General features: G+C 62.9%; 22 protein-coding genes. 3 read left to right on the top strand and 19 right to left on the bottom strand.

What is annotated here, in order from left to right; genetic code table 11:
* Window positions 1–6: 6 nt before the first annotated feature.
* Both ACEN8I_RS13160 and ACEN8I_RS13155 read right to left on the bottom strand, forming a co-directional pair.
* Window positions 7–1140: an acyl-CoA dehydrogenase family protein gene (locus ACEN8I_RS13160; RefSeq protein ID WP_413328919.1), complete on the bottom strand. Its 1134-nt coding sequence runs from the start codon at window positions 1138–1140 to the stop codon at window positions 7–9.
* Window positions 1141–1249: 109 nt separating this feature from the next.
* Window positions 1250–2872: a carboxyl transferase domain-containing protein gene (locus tag ACEN8I_RS13155; protein WP_413328918.1), complete on the bottom strand. Its 1623-nt coding sequence runs from the start codon at window positions 2870–2872 to the stop codon at window positions 1250–1252.
* Window positions 2873–3133: 261 nt separating this feature from the next.
* On the opposite strand from ACEN8I_RS13155, the gene ACEN8I_RS13150 reads away from it, so the two are divergent.
* Window positions 3134–4162, top strand: coding sequence for an AraC family transcriptional regulator (locus tag ACEN8I_RS13150; protein WP_413328917.1), 1029 nt, complete (start codon window positions 3134–3136; stop codon window positions 4160–4162).
* A 55-nt stretch (window positions 4163–4217) separates the two neighbouring features.
* Here ACEN8I_RS13150 and ACEN8I_RS13145 read toward each other — a convergent pair whose 3' ends face one another.
* Window positions 4218–6197: an ATP-dependent nuclease gene (locus ACEN8I_RS13145; RefSeq protein WP_413328916.1), complete on the bottom strand. Its 1980-nt coding sequence runs from the start codon at window positions 6195–6197 to the stop codon at window positions 4218–4220.
* Between the two features lie 303 nt (window positions 6198–6500).
* Between ACEN8I_RS13145 and ACEN8I_RS13140 the strand changes: the two genes are divergently transcribed.
* Window positions 6501–7325, top strand: coding sequence for an HNH endonuclease (locus tag ACEN8I_RS13140; protein ID WP_413328915.1), 825 nt, complete (start codon window positions 6501–6503; stop codon window positions 7323–7325).
* A gap of 38 nt (window positions 7326–7363) precedes the next feature.
* Here the strand turns inward: ACEN8I_RS13140 and ACEN8I_RS13135 are convergent, their stop codons facing one another.
* The 13 genes from ACEN8I_RS13135 to ACEN8I_RS13075 all read right to left on the bottom strand — a co-directional run bounded on the left by ACEN8I_RS13135 (window position 7364) and on the right by ACEN8I_RS13075 (window position 18616).
* Window positions 7364–8524: an aminotransferase class V-fold PLP-dependent enzyme gene (locus tag ACEN8I_RS13135; protein ID WP_413328914.1), complete on the bottom strand. Its 1161-nt coding sequence runs from the start codon at window positions 8522–8524 to the stop codon at window positions 7364–7366.
* 139 nt (window positions 8525–8663) lie between these two features.
* A complete protein-coding gene (locus ACEN8I_RS13130) occupies window positions 8664–9050 on the bottom strand; it encodes a YciI family protein (RefSeq protein WP_413328913.1) in 387 nt (128 codons plus the stop codon).
* An 81-nt stretch (window positions 9051–9131) separates the two neighbouring features.
* Window positions 9132–9794, bottom strand: coding sequence for an HAD family hydrolase (locus ACEN8I_RS13125; RefSeq protein ID WP_413328912.1), 663 nt, complete (start codon window positions 9792–9794; stop codon window positions 9132–9134).
* A gap of 52 nt (window positions 9795–9846) precedes the next feature.
* Entirely contained in the window at window positions 9847–10263 is a 417-nt protein-coding gene (locus ACEN8I_RS13120; protein ID WP_413328911.1) for a YchJ family protein, read from the bottom strand.
* Window positions 10263–10694 (bottom strand): rhodanese-like domain-containing protein, encoded by a 432-nt coding sequence (locus ACEN8I_RS13115; protein WP_413328910.1) that lies wholly within the window; start codon window positions 10692–10694, stop codon window positions 10263–10265. Before ACEN8I_RS13115 ends, ACEN8I_RS13120 begins: the two co-directional genes overlap by 1 nt.
* Window positions 10695–10706: 12 nt before the next feature.
* Window positions 10707–11837, bottom strand: a complete 1131-nt coding sequence (locus ACEN8I_RS13110) for an acyl-CoA dehydrogenase family protein (protein WP_413328909.1) — start codon at window positions 11835–11837, stop codon at window positions 10707–10709.
* Between the two features lie 43 nt (window positions 11838–11880).
* Window positions 11881–12555: an SDR family oxidoreductase gene (locus ACEN8I_RS13105; protein WP_413328908.1), complete on the bottom strand. Its 675-nt coding sequence runs from the start codon at window positions 12553–12555 to the stop codon at window positions 11881–11883.
* A 6-nt stretch (window positions 12556–12561) separates the two neighbouring features.
* Window positions 12562–13743 (bottom strand): acetyl-CoA C-acyltransferase, encoded by a 1182-nt coding sequence (locus ACEN8I_RS13100; protein WP_413328907.1) that lies wholly within the window; start codon window positions 13741–13743, stop codon window positions 12562–12564.
* 29 nt (window positions 13744–13772) lie between these two features.
* Window positions 13773–15650, bottom strand: coding sequence for a bifunctional isocitrate dehydrogenase kinase/phosphatase (aceK, locus tag ACEN8I_RS13095; RefSeq protein WP_413328906.1), 1878 nt, complete (start codon window positions 15648–15650; stop codon window positions 13773–13775).
* Window positions 15651–15665: 15 nt separating this feature from the next.
* Window positions 15666–16358 (bottom strand): carbonate dehydratase, encoded by a 693-nt coding sequence (can, locus tag ACEN8I_RS13090; protein WP_413328905.1) that lies wholly within the window; start codon window positions 16356–16358, stop codon window positions 15666–15668.
* 23 nt (window positions 16359–16381) lie between these two features.
* Window positions 16382–17563 (bottom strand): isovaleryl-CoA dehydrogenase, encoded by a 1182-nt coding sequence (locus tag ACEN8I_RS13085; RefSeq protein ID WP_413328904.1) that lies wholly within the window; start codon window positions 17561–17563, stop codon window positions 16382–16384.
* Window positions 17564–17607: 44 nt separating this feature from the next.
* Entirely contained in the window at window positions 17608–18051 is a 444-nt protein-coding gene (locus ACEN8I_RS13080) for a PaaI family thioesterase (protein ID WP_413328903.1), read from the bottom strand.
* Between the two features lie 163 nt (window positions 18052–18214).
* Window positions 18215–18616 carry a MerR family transcriptional regulator gene (locus tag ACEN8I_RS13075; protein WP_074579834.1) on the bottom strand — a complete coding sequence of 134 codons (402 nt, stop codon included), beginning with the start codon at window positions 18614–18616 and terminating at the stop codon, window positions 18215–18217.
* A 112-nt stretch (window positions 18617–18728) separates the two neighbouring features.
* On the opposite strand from ACEN8I_RS13075, the gene ACEN8I_RS13070 reads away from it, so the two are divergent.
* Window positions 18729–19817: an MBL fold metallo-hydrolase gene (locus tag ACEN8I_RS13070; protein WP_413328902.1), complete on the top strand. Its 1089-nt coding sequence runs from the start codon at window positions 18729–18731 to the stop codon at window positions 19815–19817.
* A 188-nt stretch (window positions 19818–20005) separates the two neighbouring features.
* Here the strand turns inward: ACEN8I_RS13070 and ACEN8I_RS13065 are convergent, their stop codons facing one another.
* From ACEN8I_RS13065 to ACEN8I_RS13055, 3 genes are all read right to left on the bottom strand, one after another.
* Window positions 20006–20647: a response regulator gene (locus tag ACEN8I_RS13065; protein ID WP_007867389.1), complete on the bottom strand. Its 642-nt coding sequence runs from the start codon at window positions 20645–20647 to the stop codon at window positions 20006–20008.
* A 144-nt stretch (window positions 20648–20791) separates the two neighbouring features.
* On the bottom strand, window positions 20792–25105 hold the full coding sequence (locus tag ACEN8I_RS13060) for a PAS domain S-box protein (protein WP_413328901.1): 4314 nt from the start codon (window positions 25103–25105) through the stop codon (window positions 20792–20794).
* Window positions 25106–25163: 58 nt separating this feature from the next.
* A complete protein-coding gene (locus ACEN8I_RS13055; protein WP_074579839.1) occupies window positions 25164–25604 on the bottom strand; it encodes a response regulator in 441 nt (146 codons plus the stop codon).
* Between the last annotated feature and the right edge of the window lie 158 nt (window positions 25605–25762).

Genomic DNA, 25762 nt, shown 5'->3' with positions numbered 1-25762 from the left:
CTCCCCTTAATACCGTTTGGCCACTTCTTCCAGCATGACTTCGGTCGCGCCGCCGCCTATGCCCAGCACACGCGCATCGCGCCACAGGCGTTCAATCGCTGTCTCGCGGATAAAGCCCATGCCACCATGGAACTGCTGGCAAGTCTGCAACACCTCGTTGACCAGTTCGCCCGTCAGCGCCTTGAGCATGGAGACCTCCTGCACAATGTCGCGCCCCTGCGTCACCGACCAGGCGCAGTGGTACATAAACTGGCGCGCCGCGCGGGTCTTGGCGTCCAGCATGGCGATGCGCTGGCGTATGGTTTGTTTGTCCCACAGCGTGGCGCCAAAGGCCTGGCGCTGGCGCACATGGTCCAGGGTCATCTTCAGCGCCTGGGTGCAATGGCCCACCGCCATGGCCGCCAGGGCAATGCGTTCGGTCTGGAAGTTTTTCATGACCGAATAAAAACCCTTGCCCTCTTCGCCCAGCAGGTTGCCGGCCGGGATGCGGACCTTGTCAAACACCAGCTCGGCCGTGTCGGACGACAGCCAGCCGGTTTTTTTGAGCGCACGGCCCACCGTAAAACCCGGCGTGCCCTTTTCAACGATGAACATGGACACATCGTGGCGCGCCGTGCCGGTTTTGGCCGCGATGAAATAGAGGTTGGCATGAACGCCGTTGGTGATGAACATCTTGGTGCCGTTCAGCACCCATTCATCACCTTCGCGTTTGGCGGTCATGCGCATACCGGCCACGTCAGAGCCCGCGCCGGGCTCGGTAATGCCGACCGCGGTAATCGTCTTGCCGGCAATCACGTCCGGCATATAGCGCGCCTTCTGCGCCGCATTGCCCGCGTGGAACAAGTGCGGGCTGGCCATGTCGGTGTGCACCAGCACCGTGATGATGAAGCCGCCAAAGGTCGACTGCGACAGCGCCTCGGCAAACACCAGGTTGGTCAAGGCATCGGCCTCGGCGCCGCCATATTCCGATTCGTACATCAGGCCCAGCAGGCCGGCTTCGCCCATCTTGCGCAGCACCTCGCGCGGCACGCAGCCTTCTTCTTCCCAGGCAGCGGCAAAGGGCTCGACCTCGCGCGCGATAAAGCGCGCGACCTGCTCGCGCAGCAGTTCGTGCTCGGGGGTGATGTAGATGTTGTCCATGCCGTCTCTTGTCAGTTTTTTTGATCAGCAAATATCCGTTCGCGTTGAGCTTGTCGAAAAGCCTTCGACAGGCTCAGGCCGAACGGATTCGGGTTGCGGCCGTACATCATCACATCCGGAACACGCCAAACTTGGTATCGGGAATCGGCTGGTTCAGCGTGGCCGACAGCCCCAGCGCCAGCACACGCCGCGTATCGGCCGGGTCGATCACGCCGTCGTCCCAGAGGCGCGCGCTTGAATAGTAGGGGTGCGACTGGTGGCCGAACTGGTCCAGCACCGGCTGCTTGAAGGCGGCCTCTTCCTCGGCGCTCCAGCTGCCGCCCTTGGCTTCAATCGCGTCGCGCTTGACGGTGGCCAGCACGCCGGCGGCCTGCTCGCCGCCCATCACGCAGATGCGCGCATTCGGCCACATCCACAAAAAGCGCGGCGAATAAGCCCGGCCGCACATGCCGTAATTGCCCGCGCCGTAGCTGCCGCCGATGATGATGGTGAACTTGGGCACCTGGGCCGTGGCCACGGCCATCACCATCTTGGCGCCGTGGCGCGCAATGCCCTCGGCCTCGTATTTTTTGCCCACCATAAAGCCTGTGATGTTCTGCAAAAACACCAGCGGTATCTTGCGCTGGCAGCACAGCTCGATGAAGTGCGCGCCCTTTTGCGCAGACTCGCTGAACAAAATGCCGTTGTTGGCGATGATGCCCACCGGCATGCCCTCGACATACGCAAAACCGCAGACCAGGGTGGCGCCGTAACGCGCCTTGAACTCGGCAAACTCGCTGCCGTCCACAATGCGCGCAATGATTTCGCGCACGTCATAAGGCTTGCGCGTGTCGGTCGGGATCACGCCATACAGTTCTTCGGCCGGGTACAGCGGCGGCACCGGCGTGCGCAGCACCTGCTGGGGTTGCTTTTGCCGGTTCAGGTTGGCCACGGCGCGGCGCGCCAGGGCCAGCGCATGCGGGTCGTTCTGCGCCAGGTGGTCGGCCACGCCCGAAAGCCGGGTGTGCACATCGCCGCCGCCCAGGTCTTCGGCGCTGACAATCTCGCCAATCGCGGCCTTGACCAGCGGCGGACCGCCCAGAAAGATGGTGCCCTGGTTCTTGACGATGATGGTCTCGTCGCTCATGGCCGGCACATAGGCGCCGCCGGCCGTGCAGCTGCCCATGACCACGGCGATCTGCGCAATGCCCTGGGCGCTCATATTCGCCTGGTTAAAAAAGATGCGGCCGAAATGGTCGCGGTCAGGAAACACCTCGTCCTGGTTGGGCAGGTTGGCGCCGCCCGAATCGACCAGGTAAACACAAGGCAGGTTGTTCTGCTGCGCAATCTCCTGCGCGCGCAAATGCTTTTTGACCGTCATCGGGTAGTAGGTGCCGCCCTTCACGGTGGCGTCGTTGCACACAATCATGCAGTCCACCCCGCTGATGCGGCCTATGCCGGCGATCACGCCCGCGCAGGGCGCGCTGTCGGCGCCGTCACGGTCCGGGTACATCGCAAACGCGGCCAGCGGCGAGAGCTCGAGGAAAGGCGTGCCCGGGTCCAGCAGCATCTGCACCCGGTCACGCGGCAGCAGCTTGCCGCGTGAGGTGTGACGCGCACGGGCCACATCGCCGCCGCCCTGGGCGGCCTTGGCGACTTTGGCGGTCAGGTCGTCAACCAGCGCACGCATGGCGGCGGCATTGGCCTGGAAGTCGGCGGAACGGGCGTTGAGCTGGGTCTCAAGAGCGGACATGGATTTCCTTGTTGCAAAGCGGCTGCGTGTTGTCTGGTGTGCCGGGGTTCTCGTGTACCCCTGAACCGTTCGGGCTGAGGTAGCTAAGCCCCTCTCCCCCGTTCGGGCTGAGCTTGTCGAAGCCAGCCCCGAGCCCGCCGATGGGCACCACCCCCACACCAAGACACACCTTAACGCCAAACAGCCAGCTTAGCGAAAACCCGCCCCCGCCAGGCCGCCAACAAGGTTGCAAATCCTGCCAACGGCACCGAGAATCAGCCTATGCCCTCCCGCAGCCCCACCAACCCACCCGTCGCCGCCACGCCCATGGCCTTTGCCAGAAGCATTGCTGCCGCCTACAAGCGCCACGGCCAAAGCCCTGACCAGGCCCTGAAATTGGCACAGATCACGCCAAACCAGCTCAAACAGGCCAATGCCCACATCACGGCCCGCCAGATGGAAGTCCTCTCCGGCACCGCCATGCAGGAACTCGACGACGAAGGCCTGGGCGCCTTTGGCCGCAAACTGCCCTGGGGCAGCTACGGCATGCTGGCCCGCGCATCGATCAGCTCGCCCAACCTGGGCATAGCGCTCAAACGCTGGTGCCGCCACCATGCGCTGATCACCGACGACATCACCCTGCGCCTGGCGACCAGCGGCGACACGGCCGCAATCACGGTCGAAGAAAAAATGCCCGGCCGGGTTGGCGAGTTTGGTTTGGTCCATGTGCTGCGCAATATCCACGGCCTGGCCTGCTGGTATGTGGATTCGCGCATTCCCTTGCAGGGCGCGCGCTTCCCCTTCGAAGCGCCGGCCCATGTGGAGGCGTATGCCCTGATGTTCCCCGGCCCGGGCCTGCAGTTCAAGGCCGCGCAGGCCGAGATCCGGTTTGATGCGCGTTACCTGGCTTTGCCGCTGCGCCGTGATGAAAAAGCCTTGCAGCAGATGCTGCAGCGGGCTTTGCCTTTGACGGTCTTGCAGTACCGGCGCGATCGTTTGCTGGTGGAGCAGGTGCGGCAGGCGCTGGCCAACCCGGCAGCAGGCGCATCCCATACCGCGGAAACCCTGGCGGCGGTGCTCAATATGTCGCCACGCTCTTTGCACCGCCAGCTTCAGGAGGAAGGGGCTTCGCTGCAGCAGCTCAAGGATGAGGTTCGGTTTGAAAAAGCGAAAGACCTGTTGCTGCGGACTTCAAAGCCTATCAAGCAGGTAGCTGAGGCTTCGGGGTTTCGGAATGAGAAGAGTTTTATCCGGGCATTTGGGGCTTGGGCAGGTAGCTCACCAACGGAATTTCGCAGAGCTCCACGGTAGAGCCACTCATTACCCTTGAATGGTCACAAGAAATTTCGGGTTCGAGAAAATCGATTCAAACGGATTCGACTTCAGGCTGGACGTCCTGCCTAATCGGAACTGGCCGAAGTGCCCTACCTTGAGCCGTCAGTGTTTCTACAATTTGCCTGAGCAACGTGAAATTAATCCCCTCCGCGTGTGCATCTCTTAAAAAGTCCTGCATTATTTCCGGGTTTTTTAGCGCAGTTCCCAATCGGGTGTGCCCACATCGCTGCGCGCACACATCTCTTAGTGGTTCGTATCTGGCACCTGCTGTCTCGCGCAGATACGTTTCTATGTCATCTTCAAAAACGGCATAGTTATTCGCGACTGTCGTCGAGGGAAAGTCAACCACCTCGGCCCCTGCTAGCTTAAGCAGCAACTTATTGGCTTCAGCTTCTTGTCCTTTCGTCCTGTCGCCGTCAAACATGAAGAAGGTTGGAATTTCAAACCCTTGAAATGCGATGACAGCTCTATCCATCTTCGACTTTCCCGAAACAGGGATCACTACGATCCCTAGTTCGTCCCAGTTTTGAGACAGGTGCTTCTGCATAGCCCAAAGAGCAGCGACATCAGATTCGCCTTCAACTACTACAGCGATGTCGGCAAATAGTCCCTCGTTAACAATTGAGGTTAAAACTGGAGATGCTCTAGCTACAAATGTTGTCGCTGTGAATTCCGTCGGATCTCGACCGGTTAGTTCAGCCAATTTTTGCGAAGCTTGTAGTCTCGTAAAGCTAGAAAAGACGGTCATTCTGGGCTCACCAACAACTCCAGTTGCCAGTTTTCGGCACATTCTGATTTCGTCAAAATGTTCGACATCCACAAAATATGGGGAATGCGTTACAGAAACAACTTGTGTGCGTGGAGCTGTCGCGTCTTCGATCGGACTTGACAGTTCCCGCAAGATGGAAGCCAAGTATCGGCTTCTGGCTGGATGAAGATAGAGCTCCGGTTCCTCAACTGCCAAAATGAGATCGGGAAGCCGGATATCCTCCTCGACTATTGGTGTATCTTCAACCTGACGAGTGGGTGGAGGACGAGTCATCGACAGTTGCTCTAGAAGAGCCAGAATCAAAGCGCGTTGCAATCCATGACCGCTGTAGCGAACCGGGACTTTGAAGTTTTCTTCCGAAACGGTAACAACCGCATCCGGTATCGGAATTGCGGGAGGATGCAACTCTGCAAAATCTATAAGTAACTCAGCGCCAGGTGCATATCTAACAAGGCGTTCGGTTACCAGCCTCCCAAGCTCGGAAAGCTCAGGAATATTTTCACGCCCATAAAGCTGCCTAGCTCGCTGCTCAAAATCATGCTTAAACTGAAGGAAATCAGGTCGACTATTGATGCTGCGCGTGACGATAAGGTCTAACAACTGCATTATTGCGCCACGCTTCTCCGTCTCGCTCGCTGCATCCTTTACTGCAGGCACCAGAACGAACTTCGTAAATTTATCTAGTTTCCCTCCGCCCACATTTCGCGGACCGAAGAACTGAGATTCGCTTTCAATCGGCACAAGCATTTCGGGATGCGCCGTCTCATAGGCGATCATTGCTGCGTCAACGTCCTCCCCTCTAGCTGGTAGCGCGGGAAAGCCAGGAAGCTCTCCCGACTCCATCATTTCCCGAACACCATTTCGACGCTCTCTTGCGCCAATCTGCCGAAGCTCTGCAAATCGAGGGATCTGCGGTGTGGTCCCAAGGTATCGAGATCCTCCTTGGGTTACTACCTTGGTCACCGTGAGTCGACCATCCTGAACATAATTTCCAAACTCCGCAATTTCCTCAGCACGCAACCCGCCATAAGTGACACGAATTCGAATCGTCGCCGTCAGATCGTGGTTGTAATAATCCAAATGAGAATATTGATTTCCCACGTTATAGAAAGAGTCGAGTGCATACAGCACGGTCGACTTCCCAACACCGTTTCGTCCAACGAAGGAGGTGACTTTTCCAAAACTAACATGCCCGTCTCGAATAGATCGGTAGTTCTGAATGTGGACGGTCTCAATAAACATAATTCACCTCCACTTTTCAGCTACGAATATTCTTTGGAACGATTTGCCAGTAACTACCCTACAGCTTTGCGCGTTTGATCGTATTCCTTTTGCGCGGCTACTCCCATCCTCTATTCAGATGATGGAAAGTCAATTCGGGTGCTTGCAAACATCCTCACCGCTTAGAAGCGTTATTTCCGCGAACTGGCTTCCGGTTCTATTGCGTCAAGTTCTTCTCTCTGCACAATCTCGACAACCTCCTTCTTTTATAGGATAGGAATCATTGCTCATTTAGCGTAAGTTCCAGTTGTCACAGGAGAACATATGTCACTACCTATCGAGCTCGAACCAACCGTTCCGATGCGCGTGATGGATTTGGTCCGCGACTCAGGGGTCGACGTGTCGGACTGGAAGAACTTCAAAAAAGGCCCACATCGAGCGGCTTCGAATCCGAAATATTGCTACGAGTGGGCGTTTATCCAACCGGGCATCGTTTTGGCTTTAAATCTTTGGCGTCGTGATATGTTGCCCGTAAACGGTGGAGTGGAGTACTACCTCAATTTAAGGAGGGACGCGGCGCTCGAACCAAAGGGAAATGTCGCAGCCCGACGGCGGCGCATGCTGGAAAAAATCGAACAAGCCTATTCCGCGCAGCTCCCCGTCAGAGTAATTTCCATTGCAGGATTGCAGCGGACAGTCGGCAAGAAGGGAGGAAAGCCATCGCGGGTTGAATTGCGAACGCTAGATCCGGTACCTTGGGCTATTACGAGAATTAATCCTGAGGGGGAAATAACTCTCCGTCGCGGAGTTGCTGCCGCAACGTACGCCGACCAATTTTCAGTCCCGGAGGACGATGCAAACGATCCCAAAAAGCGAAGCGTTACCAGCAATGTCTACGATCGAAGCGCCACCGTCAGAAGTGATGTACTTCTACGCGCGATGGGGCACTGCGAACTGTGCAAGGCCCCAGGATTTAAATTAAAAAACGGAAGTATTTTCTTGGAAACCCATCACGTCATCCCTTTATCGGAGGGAGGGAAGGATGCGAAAAATAACGTGGTTGCGTTATGTCCAAATCACCATCGAGAAGCTCATTACGGGAGCCAATGGGCAGAAATTCGACAGTTCTTGCTTAGACACCTCCAGTAGCAGAGATTTAGTCTGCAACCAAGTAATCGGTGCTGCGATTAATCGGCAACGGTGTCGGCGATCTTCGCCCCCACCCCAATCCTCTCCAAAGCCCCCGCCAGACTCGCCACCGTCCGGTCCACGTTATGCCACTTCTCCAGCCCAAACAGCCCCACACGGAAGGTCTTGAAGTCGGGGCCCTCGTCGCATTGCAGCGGCACACCGGCGGCGGTTTGCAAACCCTCGGCCAAAAACTTCTTGCCTGACTGGATGTCGGTATCGGTCGTGTAGCTGACGACCACGCCCGGGGCTTTAAAACCTTCGGCCGCCACGCTGGGTAGGCCGCGGCTTTCGAACAGGGTGCGGACCTTGCTGCCCAGTTCCTCTTGTTCGGCCTTCACTTTGGCAAAGCCGTAGTCCTGGGTTTCTTTCATGGTGGCGCGCAGGCGTGTGAGGGCGTCTGTGGGCAAGGTTGCATGGTAGGCGTGGCCGCCTTTTTCGTAGGTTTCCATGATTTGCAGCCACTTTTTCAGGTCGCAGGCGAAGCTGGAGCTCATGGTGGTTTCGGTTGCGGCGCGTGCGCGTTCGCTGAGCATGACCATGGCGCAGCAGGGTGAGCTGCTCCAGCCTTTTTGCGGGGCTGATATCAGGATGTCTACGCCGGTGGCTTTCATGTCGACCCACATGGCGCCGGAGGCAATGCAGTCGAGCACAAACAGGCCACCCACGGCATGCACGGCGGCGGCGACGGACTGGATATAGCTGTCGGGCAGCATCATGCCGGAGGCGGTCTCTACGTGCGGGGCAAAGACCAGGGCGGGTTTTTCTTTCGCGATGGCGGCGACGACGTCGGCCACCGGTGCGGGAATCCACGGCGCCTGGGCGCCGGCGGCTGTCTTGCGGGCCTTGAGCACGGTGTGCGAGGCGGGGATGTTGCCCATCTCAAAAATTTGCGTCCAGCGGTAGCTGAACCAGCCGTTGCGAATGACCATGACATGTTTGCCGGCGGCGAACTGGCGGGCCACGGCCTCCATGCCGTAAGTGCCGCTGCCGGGAACCAGGGCGACGGAATGCGCGTGGTAGACCTCTTTGAGGATGGCGGAGATGTCGCCCATCACGCCCTGGAAGCTGCGCGACATGTGGTTGAGCGCGCGGTCGGTGTAGACGACTGAAAATTCCAGCAAACCGTCGGGGTCGACATTAGGCAAAAGTCCGGGCATGGTCACACCTTTGTTTTTAAAAGTCGGGCTGGCAGCTTAGCACCGCAGCCCGCTTCGCGACAGCCCCGGCCCGGGGAGACCGCTTCAGCCCTGGGGAGGCTGGTCTTTCAGCGCCCGGGCCGGAGGCCGGGTGCCGCGTTCAGGCGGGTTTGCCGCTGTACTGCTCAAAAAAGCCGATGGGGTGCATGTCGATGTACCAGCCGACCTGTTCACCCAGGGTGGCGGCCGGGTGGATGGAGGCCAGGCGCACGGCTTCGTCGCGGCTGTCGGCTTCGATGATGAAAAAGCCGCCGACCAGCTCCTTGACTTCGGTGAAGGGGCCGTCAGTGACTTTGGGCTTGCCGCCGCGCGGCTGGATGCGGATGGTCTGCTCGGGCTCGCCCAGCGAGGCGCTGAGGCGCAGCTGGCCGGTGGCCTTGAGTTCCTTGTCCTTGGGCGGGCACTGGCTGACCAGGGCCTGGACGTCGGCGGGCGCCATGGCGGCGAAGTCGGCGGGGTTGTAATAGGCGAGGCAGAGGTATTTCATGGTGTTTCCTTCGAAAGGTGGTTGATGACACCTTGACGACGAACGGGGAAGGCCGGAATCGACATGCCGGGCGGGAAAAATTCAGCTTAGCAGCGAAACCAGGTCGGCCATGTCGGTAAACACCTGGGATGCGCCGCTGGCTTTGAGGGCATTCGGGGCGTCATGGCCCATTTCAGACGGGCTGTAGCCAAACACGGTGCAGCCGGCCGCGACGCCGGCGGTGACGCCGGTGACGGTGTCTTCAACCACGGCGCAGCGTTTGGGGTCCACGCCCAGGGCCGCGGCGGCGGCCAGGTAGACGTCGGGGAAGGGTTTGGAGCGTGGCAGTTCGTGGCCGCTGAAGATGCGGCCCTTGAAGAAGGGCATGAGGCCGCACTTTTCCAGCTGCAGCTCGACCTTGAAGCGGTCGGCGCCCGAGGCGCAGGCGATGCGGCCCTGGTAAAGCGTGTGGACCTTGGCGATGGCGTCGACGGCGCCGGCTATGGCTTTGAGGTCACGCATCAGGCCCAGGTTGCGGCGCTCGCGGAACTGGACCATCCACTCTTCGGTCAAGGGGCTGCCGGTGTTGGCGGCGATCAGCGCGGCTTCGTCCTTGACGGCCTTGCCGACAAAGATGCGCATGCATTCGGCGGGGCTGAGCTTCCAGCCGCGCTCTTCGAGCATGTCGCGCAGCACGCCGTTGGTAATGGGTTCGCTGTCGACCAGCACGCCGTCACAGTCGAATAACACCGCGTCGAATTTCACCGGGAGCCTTTCTGTTTTGTTGCTTCACGCCACGGCGGCCGGGCGTCTACTTCTAGAGCGCGTCGCCGTCCACATAGTACCAACGGCCAGCTTCGTGCACGAAGCGGCTGCGCTCATGCAGGCGCACCGCGGGGCTGCCGGGGCTTTTCTGGCGCGCGACAAATTCGACTTCGGCGTGGGTGGCGTCAAGCTGGCGGTGGCTGCGCACTTCCAGGCCCAGCCATTTGGCGCCGGGATCAAAGTCAATGGACGCCGGCCTGTGGCTGGCGTGCCAGGTGGCGAGCAGGTAGTCGGCACGCTCGGCCACAAAGGCGCTGTAGCGCGAGCGCATCAGCGACTCGGCGTCGGGCGCGGGGGAGCTGTCGAAGTGATCGAGGTAGCGGCCGCAGCAGTCGGCGAACGGCAAGGGTTTTCGGGCCGTGCCTGCGCGGCCGCAGGGGCATGGCTGGGACGGCAGCGGATTCGACATCAACCGCAGCTGTTGGCGCGGGCCTTGCGCTTTTCCCGGTCTTCGAGCGTTTCAATGGGCCCGCCCTGCTTGACCCATTCGGCATAACCACCGTCGATATGGGCGACGTTGCGCATGCCCATGTCCTGCAGGGTTTTGGTGGCCAGGGCGCTGCGCCAGCCCGCGCCGCAGAACAGGATGAACTCCTTGCCCTCGTCGGCAAACAGGGGCTTGTGATAGGGCGAGGCCGGGTCCACCCAGAACTCGAGCATGCCGCGCGGCGCGTGGTAGCTGCCGGTGACGGTGCCGGCTGTGAGTTCGCGCACATCGCGGATGTCGACGATTTGCACCTTCGGGTCCTTGAGGCGCGCCTTGACCTCGTCCACGCTATAGGTCTTGACCTGGGCCATGGCCTCGTCGACCAGGGCGCGGAATCCTTTGGTGATGGGCATCTTGTTGTCTCCTCAGGCCAGGGCCCGCTGGATGATGATTTTTTGCACGTCGGAGGTGCCTTCATAAATCTGGCAGACGCGCACGTCGCGGTAAATGCGTTCGACCGGGAAGTCGTTCACATAGCCATAGCCACCCAGGGTCTGGATGGCCACGCTGCAGACCTGTTCGGCCATCTCGCTGGCAAACAGCTTGGCCATGGCGGCCTCCTTGAGGCAGGGCAGGCCGGCATCGCGCAGGCTGGCGGCGTGCCAGATCAGCTGGCGCGCGGCCTCGATTTTGGTCGCGCATTCGGCCAGGCGGAAACCCACGGCCTGGTGGTTGAAGATGGCGGTGCCGAAGCTTTGGCGCTCTTTCGCATAGTCGAGGGCGAACTCAAACGCGCTGCGCGCCATGCCCACGCTTTGGGCGGCGATGCCTATGCGCCCGCCTTCGAGCGCGCCCAGCGCGATCTTGTAGCCCTCGCCTTCGCTGCCGATCAGGTTCTCGGCCGGGATGCGGCAGTTGTCGAAATTGATCTGTGCGGTGTCGCTGGAATGTTGGCCGAGCTTGTCTTCGAGCCGCGCGACCACATAACCGGGCGCGCTGGTGGGCACGATAAAGGCGCTCATGCCTTTTTTGCCGGCGCCCTTGTCGGTCACCGCGATGACGATGGCGGCGTGGCCGTTCTTTCCGCTGGTGATGAACTGCTTGACGCCGTTGATCACGTATTCATCGCCCTGCTTGACGGCCGTGGTGCGCAGCGAAGACGCATCGCTGCCGACGTGCGGCTCGGTCAGGCAGAAGACGCCCAGCATTTCGCCTTGCGCGAGCTTTGTGAGCCATTGCTTTTTCTGCTGGGCATTGCCGTAGCGCATGAGGATGGCGTTGACGGGGCAGTTGGTGACGCTGATGGCAGTGCTGGTGCCGCCGTCGCCGGCGGCGATTTCTTCCAGCACCAGGGCCAGCGTGAGGTAGTCGAGGTTGGCGCCGCCAAACTCTTCGGGCACACAAATGCCGTAGGCACCCAGCGCGGCCAGGCCTTTGTGGGCCTCGACGGGGAAGTGGTGCTCCTTGTCCCAGCGTGCGGCATGGGGCCAGAGTTCTTCTTTCGCGAACGCGCGGACCGCGTCGCGGATCATTTCCTGGTCCTGGTTGAGCAGCATGCTGTGCCTTGCGATGAATGTAAAAAAGGAAAGCCGCGCGGGCTTACCAGGCGCCGAAGCGGCGGCCGTCGTAGTCGAGGAAGGCGCCCTTGTGCTCGGGCTTGAGCCCGGCCAGCGCGGCGCGCATGGCCGTGACGCTTTGGACGGTGGTGAGCGGCGCGCCGCTGCCGCCCATGTCGGTCTGCACCCAGCCGGGCGAGAGCGCAACCATGATGGCCTTGGGGTAGTCGTGCTGGGCCGAGGCGACCACCATGTTGAGTGCGGCCTTGCTGGCGCGGTAGACCCAGCCGCGGCTGTTTTCCACGCCGTCTATCTTTGCCATGGCGCTGCTGATAAACGCAAAGCGCCCACCACCGCCGCGCACCGCCTCGACCAGGGGCGCGACCTGCGGGATGGCCTGCATGGCGCCCAGCACATTGGTGTGCATGGCGTTGTCAAAGGCCTCGCGCGTGGGCGGGCTCAGCGCGTCGCCGTGTGGGAAGACGCCGGCCACATACAGGGCGATGTCGATTTCCTCGCCGTCCAGCAGCCAGGCCAGGCCGCTGATGCTGGTGGGCTGGGCCACGTCCAGGCGCAAGGCCTTGGCGCCCAGGCCCTTGAGGCGCTGCAGGCCTTCGTCGTCGCGCGCGGTGGCAATGACCTCTGCGCCTTCGGCCAGGTACTGGCGGACGAACTCCAGGCCTATGCCGCGCGATGCGCCTATGACAAGAACCTTCATCGTGGTTCAGACCAGCTCGAGGGCCAGCGCCGTGCCTTCACCGCCGCCTATGCACAGCGTGGCGATGCCCTTCTTGAGGCCGCGCGCCTTGAGCGCATGGATCAGCGTGACGATGATGCGGGCGCCCGATGCGCCAATCGGGTGGCCCAGTGCGCAGGCGCCGCCGTTGACGTTGACGATGTCGTGGCTGATGCCGAGTTCTTTCATCGCGGCCATGGGCACGACGGCAAAGGCTTCGTTGACTTCCCAGAGGTCCACGTCTTTCACGCTCCAGCCGATTTTCTTGAGCAGCTTGTTGACGGCGCCCACCGGTGCGGTGGTGAACCACTCAGGCTGCTGTGCGAAGGTGGCGTGGCCGACGATGCGGGCGATGGGCTTGGCGCCCAGTTCCTTGGCGGTCGATTCGCGGGCCAGCACCAGGGCGGCGGCGCCGTCGTTGATGGACGAGCTGGAGGCGGCGGTGATGGTGCCGTCTTTCTTGAAGGCGGGCTTGAGCGTGGGGATTTTGTCGAGCTTGACCTTGCCCGGGCCTTCGTCGATGGAGATCACCGTGTCGCCGCTGCGGCCCTTGACGGTGACGGGGGTGATCTCGGCCTTGAAGGCGCCGGACTCGGTGGCGGCCTTGGCGCGGTTGACGCTGGCGGTGGCAAAGGCGTCCTGCGCTTCGCGGGTGAACTGGTATTTCTCGGCGCACTGCTCGCCGAAGGTGCCCATGGCGCGGCCGGGTTCGTAAGCGTCTTCCAGGCCGTCGAGCATCATGTGGTCATAGATGCGGTCGTGGCCGATGCGTATGCCGCTGCGGCCCTTGAGCAGCAGGTGCGGCGCGTTGGTCATGCTTTCCATGCCGCCGGAGACCATGACGTCGCGGCTGCCGGCGACGAGCTGGTCGTGCGCGAGCATGGTGGCTTCCATGCCGGAGCCGCACATTTTGGACAGGGTGACCGCGCCCACGCTGGCGGGCAGGCCACCCTTGAAGCCGGCCTGGCGCGCCGGGGCCTGGCCCTGGCCGGCCATCAGGCAGTTGCCGAAGAGCACTTCGTCGACCTTCTCGGGCGCAATGCCCGAGCGCTCAATGGCGGCCTTGATGGCGGCACCGCCCAGGTCGTGGGCCGAGAGGCTGGTGAAGTCGCCCTGGAAGCCGCCCATGGGGGTGCGGGCCGCGCCGAGGATAACGATGGAGTCAGACACGAGGGAGTCCTTTCAGGTTGGGTGTGTGTTTATGGAGTGAGGCCGCTGAGGCCCGTTAAAGCCGGTTCGGGCGGCAGCTGCGTGAGCACTTCGTCGTGGGCCTCGCCGGGGCTGTGCAGCGCTATAAAGCGCTTTTCGCGCTCGTAGGGGAAAACATCGTGCACATGGCCTGCCTGGATGCGGGCCTGGTGTTTTTGCCAGAAGTCGGCGTCCAGCAGGTTGGCGTGGTGCTTCATGAAGACTTCGCGGACCGCGTCGTTGCCAAGCAGAAAGGGCTCGAAGGTTTCGGGGAATACATCCTTGGGGCCGACGGAGTACCAGACCTCGCCGCTCATTTCGTCTTCCTCGTTGCGGGGGGCGGGCACCTTGCGGAAGTTGCAGTCGGTGATGTATTCGATCTCGTCGTAGTCGTAGAACACGACCTTGCCGTGGCGGGTGATGCCGAAGTTTTTCCAGAGCATGTCACCGGGGAAGATGTTGGCGGCCACCAGGTCCTTGATGGCGTTGCCGTATTCGACGACGGCGCGCTCTATCTGATCCTTGGCGGCGGGCTCGTTGACCCCGGCGTCGAAGGCTTCCTGCAGGTAGATGTTGAGCGGGATCATGCGGCGCTCGATGTAGACGTGCTTGATGATGACCTCGGTCTGGCCGTCGCCGTCGCGGTCGCTGATCTCGAGCTGGCTGGGCGCGAATTTTTCGATCTCGGCGATGAGTTCGTCGTCGAAGCGGTCGCGCGGGAAGGCGACCTCGCTGTATTCCTGGGTGTCGGCCATGCGGCCCACACGGTCGTGCTGCTTGACCAGCAGGTACTTGCCCTTGATCTGCTCGCGCGTGGTGTCTTTCTGCGGCGGGTAGTAGTCCTTGATGACCTTGAAGACATAGGGAAAGGACGGCAGGTCGAACACCAGCATGACCATGCCCTTGATGCCGGGCGCGATGCGGAACTTGTCGGTGGAATGCCGCAGGTGGTACAAAAAGTCGCGGTAGAACAGCGTCTTGCCCTGCTTGGCCAGGCCCAGCGCGTTGTAGATTTCGGCGCGCGGCATGTGCGGCATCATGCTGCGCAGAAACTGCACATAGGCCGAGGGAATGCCCATGTCGACCATGAAGTAGGCGCGCGCGAAGCTGAAGAGAATCAGCAAGTCGTCTTCGCCGAAGAGCGCGGCATCAATCACCAGCTTGCCGGCCTTGTTGTGCAGCACCGGCAGCGCGAAGGGCACTTCGTTGAAGCCGTTGATGATCTTGCCGACGACGTAAGCGCCCTTGTTGCGAAAGAACAGGCTGGTCAGGACCTGGATCTGGAAGTTGGCGCGCAGCTTGACGTCGGCAAAGCGCTCGCTGATGGCTTCGAGCACATAACCGGCGTCGCGCTCGAGGTCGTCAAAGGGCAGGCGCAGGTCGAAGTCACGCACCAGCTGCAGCAGCACGTCGCGCATGTTGTCGCGCGTTGGGTAGTAGGCGCGGTAGGTGGGCTGGGCGGTGGGCTCTTCGTTTTCGATGTACTCGGTGCTGACGGCCGGGCGCACGAAGATGAAGTCGTTCTGGAAGTAGCTGCGGTGCAGGATCTTGGTGGTCACCGAGTTGAAAAAAGTCTCGGCCAGTTCGGGCTGGTGGTGGTTGACCAGCAGGCCTATGTAGTGGAGCTTCACCTGCTGCCAGACGTCCATGGGCTGCTCGCCGGCCTTGAACTCGCGCTCCAGGCGGGTGGAGGCCTCGCGCACGCGCAGGTCGTAAAACTCGATGCGCTCGCGCTGGGCACGCTGCTGGCCGTGCCAGTCGGCGGTTTCAAAGCGGTGTTTGGCGCGCGCGGACTCGGTGCGAAACAGCTGGTAGTGGCGGTTGAAGCCGTCCATCATCGCCTTGGCGATGTCGTAGGCGATGCTCGAGTCCAGGCGCTGCGGGAACATGGCGGCCGGCCTTTTTTAGACCAGTTGCTGCTGCGTGCCGCCGCCCACGCGGGCCATCCACACGTCCCAGACGCGGTCTATGGCTTTGCTGTAAAGCATGTCGAGCTGCTCGGGCCCGGCGACGCTCATCTGCAAATCCTGCAGCAGGCCGTCGTGCACACCGAAGGCCCAGCCGTGCACGGTGACCTCCTGGCCGCGCGCCCAGGCGTCGACCATGACGGTGCTGACCGAGACGTTGACGACCTGCTCGATGACGTTGATGTCGCACAGGGCCTGGGCGCGCACGTCCTCGGGCAGGCTGTCGAGCAGCTGGCGGTGGCGATGCCGCACGTCCTGGATGTGGCGCAGCCAGTTGTCGGCCAGACCAATGCGCGCGCCTTCGAGCGCAGCCTGCACGCCGGAGCAGCCGTAGTGGCCGACGACCATGATGTCTTTCACCTTGAGGCGCTCGACGGCGAACTGGATGGCCGAGAGCGCGTTGAGGTCGGAGTGCACGACGATGTTGGCGACGTTGCGGTGCACAAACACCTCGCCGGGCTCGAGGCCGGTGATCTGGTTGGCGGGCACGCGGCTGTCGGAGCAGCCTATCCACATGTACCTGGGCGTCTGCTGCTTCACCAGGCCGGTGAAGAAGCCGGGCCGGTCGGCCTCCATCTGCGCGGCCCAGGCGCGGTTATGGGCAAAGAGGTCTTGGAGCGAGGTAGTCATAGGCGTATTTTCACCTGCCTGCGTCACATCGTCTCGGCAAAGAGTTCCCGCCCTATGAGCATGCGGCGTATTTCGCTGGTGCCGGCCCCAATTTCATAAAGCTTGGCGTCGCGCCAGAGGCGGCCCAGCGGGTATTCGTTGATGTAGCCGTTGCCGCCGTGGATCTGCAGGCCTTCGCCGGCCATCCAGGTGGCTTTTTCGGCGCACCAGAGGATAACGGAGGCGCAGTCCTTGCGGACCTGGCGCACATGCTCGGTGCCCAGCATGTCGAGGTTTTTGGCGACGGTGTAGGCAAAGGCGCGGCCGGCCTGCAGTACGGTGTACATGTCGGCGACCTTGCCCTGGATGAGCTGGAACTCGCCGATGCTCTGGCCGAACTGCTTGCGGTCGTGGATGTAGGGCACGACGCTGTCCATGACGGACTGCATGATGCCCAGCGGGCCGCCGGTGAGCACGGCGCGCTCGTAATCGAGGCCGCTCATGAGCACCTTGGCGCCGCTGTTGAGGCCGCCCAGGATCTGGCTGGCGGGCACCTCGACGTTGTTGAAGACCAGCTCGCCGGTGTGGCTGCCGCGCATGCCGAGCTTGTCGAGCTTTTGCGCGACGGAAAAACCCTTCATGCCTTTTTCGATCAGGAAGGCGGTGACGCCGCGGGCGCCGAGTTCGGGCTCGGTCTTGGCATAGACCACCAGGGTGTCGGCGTCGGGGCCGTTGGTGATCCACATCTTGCTGCCATTGAGCAGGTAGTAGCCGCCCTTGTCTTCGGCTTTGAGCTTCATGCTGATGACGTCGCTGCCGGCGCCGGGCTCGCTCATGGCCAGAGCCCCCACGTGTTCGCCGCTGATGAGCTTGGGCAGGTATTTTTTGCGCTGCTCGTCGCTGCCGTTGCGCTTGATCTGGTTGACGCAGAGGTTGCTGTGCGCGCCGTAGGACAGGCCCACGGAGGCGCTGGCGCGGCTGATTTCTTCCATGGCGATCATGTGGGCCAGGTAGCCCATGTTGGCGCCGCCGTATTCCTCGCCCACGGTGATGCCGAGCACGCCGAGCGCGCCCATCTTGGGCCAGAGGTCCATGGGGAACTGGTCGCTGCGGTCGATCTCGGCCGCGCGCGGGGCGATTTCGGCCTGAGCGAATTCACGCACCGCGTCGCGCAGGGCGTCTATGTCTTCACCGAGCATGAAGTTGAGTCCGGGCATGTTGGTCATGGTGGGCTTTCTTTTGAAGGCGGGATTGTGGGGATGAACAGGGGTCAGTAGGTCTTGGGCACGGGCACCAGGGTCTGCTGCATCAGGGCGCAGGGGCTTTCCTTGCCGTCCGGGGCGACGTGCGTGACCTCGGCGGTGGTGACGATGATGCGCTTGCCGGCCCGGGCAACGCGGCCCAGGGCGCGCAGCTCGCCGTCCCGGAAGGCGGCCATGAAGTTGATCTTGTATTCGACCGTGGTGACTTCGGAATCTTCAGCGGCCACGGTGAGGGCCGCATAGCCTCCGGCGATATCGGCCAGCGCGCCCATGGCGCCGCCATGAAAGCTGCCCTGCTGCTGGGTCACGTTGTCCGACCAGGGCAGCGCCACTTCGCACAGGCCCGGCTCGACGCGCAGCAGGCGCGCACCCAGGTGCCGCATCAGGCCCTGGCGCAAAAAACTGGCTTCGATGCGGCGGAACAGCGCGGAGGGAGCGGCGGGTGCGTCCATGGGTAGCCCTTTGCAGGATGAGGGAGGAGCCGGTTTTTGATTGACGTTTACGTAAACGTCAATTATGGCGTATTTGCGGGCCGGGCGGTTTTTGACCCGGCGGGCCTTGCGGGAAATCACCGAAGCGGCCGGAGTAGCCGGAATGGCCGCGCCGGCCCCGCGCTCAGGCCGCCTTGCTCTTTTCGGCCTTGCCGAGCAGGGCCTTGGCTTCTTTTTCGTGGGTGCGGATTTCGTCGAGGTTGGCCTGCAGGTCCATCAGCTGGGCCTCGAGCTTTTTGCGGTGCTCGCCCAGCACGGCCAAAAACTTGCGCAGCTGCGGCGCGGTGTCGCGCGGGCTGTCGTAGGAGTCGATGATTTCCTTGGCCTCGACCAGCGACAGCCCCAGGCGCTTGGCGCGCAGCGTGAGCTTGAGCCGGGTGCGGTCGCGCGCGGTGTAGACGCGGTTGCGGCCGCCCGCCCCTTCGCGCTGCGGCTGCAGCAGGCCCATGTCTTCATAGAACCGCATGGCGCGCGTGGTCAGGTCGAACTCTTTTGCCAGGTCGCTGATGGTGTAAGTGGTGGCCATGGTGATGGGTGAAGTCCTGTGCAAACGGGGGCGACAGCGCGAAACAGGCGCGGTCCCTACAATGGCTGAATATGACGTTTACGTAAACGTCAAATATACCGTGAATATTGCCATGAACCTCCTTGAACAGCAACTGCACTACCCCTTCGGCGACACCCTGCCCGCCTCGGGCGCGACGCTGGAGGTGGCGCCCGGCGTGAAGTGGATTCGCATGGCCCTGCCCTTCGCGCTGGACCACATCAACCTGTGGCTGCTGCGCGACGAGATGGACGACCCGAACGGGGCGGGCGCGAAGATCCAGGGCTGGACCATCGTCGACTGCTGCATCAGCCGGGAGGAGTCCAAGGCCCAGTGGGAAGAGATTTTCGCTACGCAACTCGAAGGCCTGCCGGTGCTGCGCGTCATCGTGACCCATATGCACCCCGACCACATAGGCCTGGCGTACTGGCTGTGCGAGCGCTGGTCCTGCCGGCTGTGGATCAGCGCCACGGATTACCACTCGGCGCGCATAGGCTCGCAAAGCACCACGGGGTTCGGCGGCGAGAGCGCGGCGCGCTTTTTTGCCTCGCATGGCTTGGTGGACCCGGAGGCCATCGAGAAGATTCGCGGCCGCGCCAGCTACTACCCGGGCATGGTGCCCGCGGTGCCGGCCAGCTATGTGCGCATCATGGACGGGATGACGGTGCGCATAGGCGGGCGCGACTGGCGCTGCATCAGCGGCTACGGCCACGCGCCGGAACACATCGCCCTGCACTGCGAAGAAACCGATACGCTGATCAGCGGCGACATGGTGCTGCCGCGCATTTCCACCAATGTGAGCGTCTACGACCTGGAACCCGAAGCCAACTCGCTCACGCTGTTCCTGGACTCCATCGACAAGTTCCTGCCGCTGGACAAGGACACCCTGGTGCTGCCCTCACACGGCAAACCCTTTCGCGGCCTGCACACCCGCGTAGGCCAGTTGCACGACCACCACCGCGACCGCCTGGCCGAAGTCATGCAGGCCTGCGAAGCAGCCCCCTGCAGCGCCGCCGACATCCTGCCCATCATGTTCCCCCGCAAGCTGGACCTGCACCAGACCACCTTCGCCATGGGCGAAGCGGTGGCGCACCTGCACGCGCTGTGGTTCCAGAAAAAGCTAACGCGCCGGCTAGGCGGAGACGGCATCTACCGCTTCAGCGTAACAACCCAAGCGATTTAGCGGCTCCCACACCAGCAGGGGCGGCAGCCTGCAAGGCCTCGGCATACACGCCGCAAGAAGCGTGAGGCTCTTCAACCAAGCAGGGGCCGCGGAACTGGCTTTGCCAGGCCGCAGGCGCAGCGGCCCCCTCGGGGGGCAGGGAGCTACACGAAGTGAGCGACCGTGGGGGCCACATCCACCGTGGGGGCCTAATGCCGCCACTTGCGGTTGGCCGTCACCAACGCCGTGACATACCCATGCAGCCAGTCAAAGTTGATCGGCTTTTGCAGCAGGTGGGCTTCGGGCGGCAGGCCACCGCGGGCTTTGACGGCCTCGGGCGCCAGGCCGCTGATGACGACGATCTGCATGTCCGCGAGCTGCAGGTTGCGCTTGCAGGCCTTGAGCATTTCGATGCCGTCGACGCCGGGCATGGACAGGTCGGTGATCAGCAGGTCGGGCCGCATGCTCGCGATGTCCATCATGGCTTCGAGCGCCGACGGCATCCAGGTGCAGTCGACCGGCAGGTCCCAGTCCTCGAACTGGCAACGATAAAGCTCGCGGGTGTTTTCGTCGTCTTCCACCATCAGCACGCGCAGGCGGTGCTTGGGGTCGGTGTCGGCGCGCGAGAGTTGCGGGCTGTTCTTGGCCAGGTAGGCATTGATGGATTGCAGCGCGATGCGGCGATGGCCGCCCAGCGTTTTCCACGCCTCGATCTCGCCTTTTTCCACCAGCGATTGCACGGTGGCAACGGACAGGCCCAGCAGCTTGGCCGCGTAGCTGGTGCCGCAGTAATCCTCGCTCGAGAAATCCGAAGCGGTGATGGCGGCCTCGAAAGACTTGGGTTCACGCATGGTCAGTCTCGTAAAGGATTGTTTTTGGCATTTTTCGCATTTTAATCAATTCGATGTATCAAACCCTAGTAAAAACAGCAGAAAAGACGTTAAAACACACTTCAACCACGGTAATTAATCCCGCCGAAGACACATTGCGTCACATCAAGACACATCGGAGGCCTGCGGCGTCTTGGGCAGGGTGAAGAAAAAGGTCGCGCCATGGCCGGGTGAGGACTCTGCCCACAGCCTGCCGCCGTGGCGTTTGATGACCCGGCTGGAGGTGGCCAGGCCTATGCCGGTGCCGGGAAACTCCGAGGCGGCATGCAGGCGCTGGAAGGGGTTGAAGAGCTTGTCGGCGTAGGCCATGTCAAAACCGGCGCCATTGTCGCGCACGAAGTACACGGGAAGCCCCGCGGCGTCCTGCGTGTGGCCGACGGTGATCTCGGTCACCCCCTCGTGGGAACTGAATTTCCAGGCATTGCCGAGCAGGTTTTCCATGACCACGCGGACCAGGCGCGCGTCGCCGTGCGCCTTCAGGCCTTTTTCGATGTGGATCACCGCCTTGCGGTCGGGGTCGCGCGCCTGCCAGTCGTCCATGATGCCGCGCGCCAGCGCCGACAGGTCCACCGACTTGTTGCTCAGCGGCGCGCGCGAGACCTGCGCCAGCGACAGCAGGTCTTCAATCAGCTGCCCCATCTGTGCCACGCCGGCCTGGATGCGCGACAGGTAGTGCGAGACCTTGTCGCCCGCGTTGGCGCCCAGCTGTTTGGCCAGCAGACGGCTGAAGCCGTCCACGGTGTTGAGCGGCGAGCGCAGGTCGTGCGACACCGAATAGGAAAAAGCCTCGAGTTCGTGGTTGGACAGCCGCAGCGCGGCTTCGATGGCCTTGATCTCGGTGATGTCGGCATCTATGCCCACCCAGAAAGCCACCCGGCCGTGCTCGTCGATGACGGGTGAGGCGCGGTAGGACATGGTGTGGCAGCTGCCGTCGCGGGCCAGCACGCGGCGTATGCCCATGAACGGCGACTGCGCGGCCTTGGCGGTCTCCCACGTGGCCTTGACGTCGGGAAGGTCCTCGGGGTGGATGACGGAGAACCATTGCGTGCCGGTCCAGTCCTCGAGCTTGCCGCCCACCAGCTCGAACCAGGCACGGTTGAAGTAGGTGGCCGCGCCGTCGGGGTTGATGGTCCAGACCACCTGGGGCGCCTGTTCGGCCAGCCCGCGAAACAGGGCCTGCTGGCGCTCCAGCTCCAGCGTGCGCTCGGCCACCTTGCGCTCCAGCCCGGTGTTGAGCTGGCTGACTTCCTCCAGCAGGCGGGCGTTCTCGATGGCGATGGACGCCAGCTGGGCCAGCTCGAGCGCGACGTATTCGTCCTGCTGCGTGAACTCGCCTTCGTACTTGTCGGAGAGCTGGAGCAAGCCGATGTTGCGGCCGTCGCGCCCGGTCAGCGGCACGGCCAGCCAGCCGCGCATGGCGGGATGCTTGTCGGCATAGCTGCCGAACCCGCGCCAGCGCGGATGGGCTTCGAGCTCGGCCTGCGTCATGCGCATGGAGCGGTTGGTCTGGCAGACCATGGCGTAAATGCCGGTGCCGTCCGGCGGCTCGAAGAGGTCGCGATACTTCGCGTATTTGTCGGACAGCGAAAGCGCGTTGATGGCCTGCTTCCAGTCGCTGTTCACGGTCAGGCTGACGATGGACTGGTGCGCGCCCACCACGCCCCGGGCCTGCTCGGCCACCTCATGCATGGTGCCTTCCAGCGTCTGGTGCCAGGTGATGGCCTGGGCGGCGTCGGCCGCGCGCTGCAGGGTGAAAAGATGCTCCTGCACATCGTGCTCGGCCTTGAGCTGGGCCGTGACGTCCATCGCCAGCACAAAGCGCGCGGGCACGCCGGCGTACTGGATGGGCCGCGACACCGCATGGGCGGAAAAGATCGAGCCGTCCTTGCGGCGGTGCTGCCAGGTGCCTTTTCTTTCGACCGAGTTGTCGCTCAACGCCCGCTCCAGGCGCGCGTGCTCGGCGTCGGGGCGGATGTCAAACAGGGTCATGCCCAGGAACTCCTCCACCGAGTAGCCGTAGCTGTCCACCGCCGCCTTGTTGACGTTGAGGAAACGCGAGGTGGCGACGTCATACACCCACATGGGCACCGGCGCCATCTCAAAGAGGGCGGCGTAGCGCTGCTCGCTGTCCACCAGCGCCTGCTCGGCCCGCTTGCGCTGCGTGATGTCGCGCTCGACCGCCACCCAGTGCGTGTACCGGCCCTTGGCGTCGGCGATGGGCACGATGTCCAGGTCCAGCCAGAGCTCCTGGCCGCCCTTGGTGTAGTTGATCAGTTCGGCGCGCACCGGCTGCCATGCCTGCAGCGCGGCGCGGATGCGGTCCAGTTCGGCCCGCTGCGTTTTCGGGCCCTGCAGCAGGCGCGGCGTGCGGCCCAGCACCTCTTCGCGGGTGTAGCCGGTGCGGCGCTCGAAGGCGTCGTTGACAAAGACGATGCGCGGGCCCGGCGCGTCAATGGGCCCGGCTTCGGTGATCAGCACGATGTCGTTGAGGCGGGCGACGCAGGACTCCAGCAGGCGCAGATGCTCCTGGGCCTGGTGCTGCTCGGTGATGTCCTGCAGCACGCCGACCAGGCTTACGACCTTGCCGTCCCGCTGCAGCGCGCGGCCGCGCGTGCGCACCCAGATGCGCCGGCCTTTCTCGGTGATGAGCGGCAGCTCCAGGTCCCATGGCGTGCCGTGAAGAAAGGCGGCTTCGGCCGCGGCCCTGACGATGGGCTGCGCTTCCGGCGCATAGGACCGGATCGCCTGCCCTATGCTGAGCCTGGCCCCGGGCTCCATGTCATGGATGCGGTAAATTTCCTGGGACCAGTAGGGCGCCATGGTGTCGACCTGGACTTCCCATCCGCCGATTTTCGCGAGCTCGCCGGTGCGGTTGAGCAACTCGGTGCTGCGGGCGATTTCGAGTTCCGCCTGCTTGCGGTCGGTGATCTCCTGGAGCACGCCGGAGCGGCGCGGCCCCTGGCCCGGCTGGCCGTCCTGCGGCCCATGGGCGCGGCCCACCAGGTGGATCCAGCGCAGCTCGCCGGCGGCCGTGACGATGCGGAACTCGACGTCCAGCGGCAGGCCGGCCGCCACGGCGGCGTCGCGCCTGGCCTTGAAGTCCTCGCGGTCGGCGGGATGGATCAACTGCAAAAACGAATCGCGGTTTGTGGCAAAGCTCGCCTTGTCCACCCCCAGCACGTCATAGACTTCATCGGACCACCAGGTCTCTTCGCTGCGCACGTCAAGCTGCCAATAGCCGATGCGCCCCAGGCGCTGGGCATCCTGCAGCTTGCGCTGTATGGCTTCGCTGTTGGCCAGTTCCGACTCGAGGGCCCCGCGGTGCTTCTGCAGGGATTCGGCCATGCGGTTGAAGCCTTCGGCGATCCGGGAGAATTCCCCGCCGTCGTCGGACGATGTGACCGGGATGCGCACGTCCAGCCGCCCGTCCTGGATGCGCCGGGTCGCCTCCAGGATGTTGCGCGTGGGGACCACGATGGCGCGCCCGCCCATCATCCAGGCCAGCAAGCCGCTCAGGAAGGCCAGCAGGGACAGCACGCCCAGCTCCAGCCACAGCTGCCGCTGCGTGGCGCCCACCACCAGGTTGTGGTCCAGGCTGACCGCCACAAAAAATGCCTCGCCCACATTGGCGCTGCTGGGCATGTAGGCCCAGAGCCGGCGCTTGCCCGCGCCGTCGGGGCCGTCGGCCGTGCCCGTCTTCAGGGTTTTGACCGCCTCGCGCAGCACCGGGCTGGCCGCCTTCTGGCCGATACGGATCGGCAGGGCCGGCCTTCCCGCCAGCAGCACGCCGTTGCGGTCGTGGATGCCGAGCGCTGCGCCGGGCGGCAGGTGGATACTCTCCACCGTCTTCGCCATTTCGCCCAGGTCCACCGAGGCATAGGCAACGACCACGACGCGCCCTTCGCGGTCCAGCAGGGGCAGCGCAAAGGTGATGGAGGGTATGCCCGTGGCGCGGCCCACAATGTATTCGCCGGTCACGAATTCGCGGCGGGCCACGGCCTCGCGGAAATATGCGCGGTCACCCAGGTAGTTCAGCGTTGAATTGGGAATCCCGTTGCACAGCGCCCGGCCGTCCATGCCTATGATGCCCAGGTTGGCATACAGCGGGAACATCTGGTTCAGTTGCACCAGGTAGGCGTCGCAGCGGCCGCCCCTGCCGCCCTTGACGGTCTTGCCGTCCTCGCCGCTCAGCAGCTCGGGCGCATGGACGACAGCCGTGAGAACCTGGCGCGCGGTCACGGCAAGCTGCTGCTGGTTGGAGGCCGCCAGCGAGGCGGCGAACTGCAGGTCGGTCATGGCCCGCTCGACTGCGGCGTCGGCGTTGTAGACGGCCTTGAAGATGGACAGGCCGAACAGCGGAACAATCGCGGCCAGCACCAGTATGACCAGGCGGGTCCGCAGCGTGATCTGAACCTTCATCGCGGCCATCGCTCAGGAGCCCGCCCAGGCCGCACGGGCAGCCCGCACCGCGGGCTTATCAACCGGCCGCGATCGATTCATTGACATCCAGCCAATAGGCCTGGAGCCGCTGGAGTTTTTCCGTCAGGTCTCCGAAATCGACAGGCTTGCGCACAAAGCCATTGGCGCCGGCCTGGTAGCAGGCCACGATGTCGGAGCGCTCGCTGGAGGAGGTCAGCATGACCACCGGCACCAGGGCCGTGAGCGGGTTGCCGCGCACACCGCGCAACACATCCAGCCCCGAGAGTTTGGGCAGCTTCATGTCCAGCAGGATGAACGAAGGCTGGCGCTGCGTGTCGCGCCCCGCATGGGCCCCCTGCCCGAACAGGTAGTCCAGCGCCTGCACGCCATCGCGGGCAACCGCGATCTCGGCCGTCACGCCCTGCTCCTCCAGAGTCAAGACAGTCAGCTCCAGGTGGTCGGGATTGTCTTCAACTACGAGTATGAGCTTGTCGTTCATGGAGGTGCTTTGGAGGTACGACATCAAGTCCCTGGTGTTTTTGGCGTTTTTGATATTTTTGTCATATTAACAAGTAACGCCAAGCTGTACTACTTTGTTATCGCCGATTCAGCCCCGGCAAAGGGTTTGTCCTGCGCAGCCCCTGGCGCTCCCACCTG

Source organism: Polaromonas sp. CT11-55, assembly GCF_047303325.1.
In the GTDB taxonomy this organism is placed as follows: domain Bacteria; phylum Pseudomonadota; class Gammaproteobacteria; order Burkholderiales; family Burkholderiaceae_C; genus Polaromonas.
This window is presented reverse-complemented; position numbering and strand designations above follow the sequence as displayed.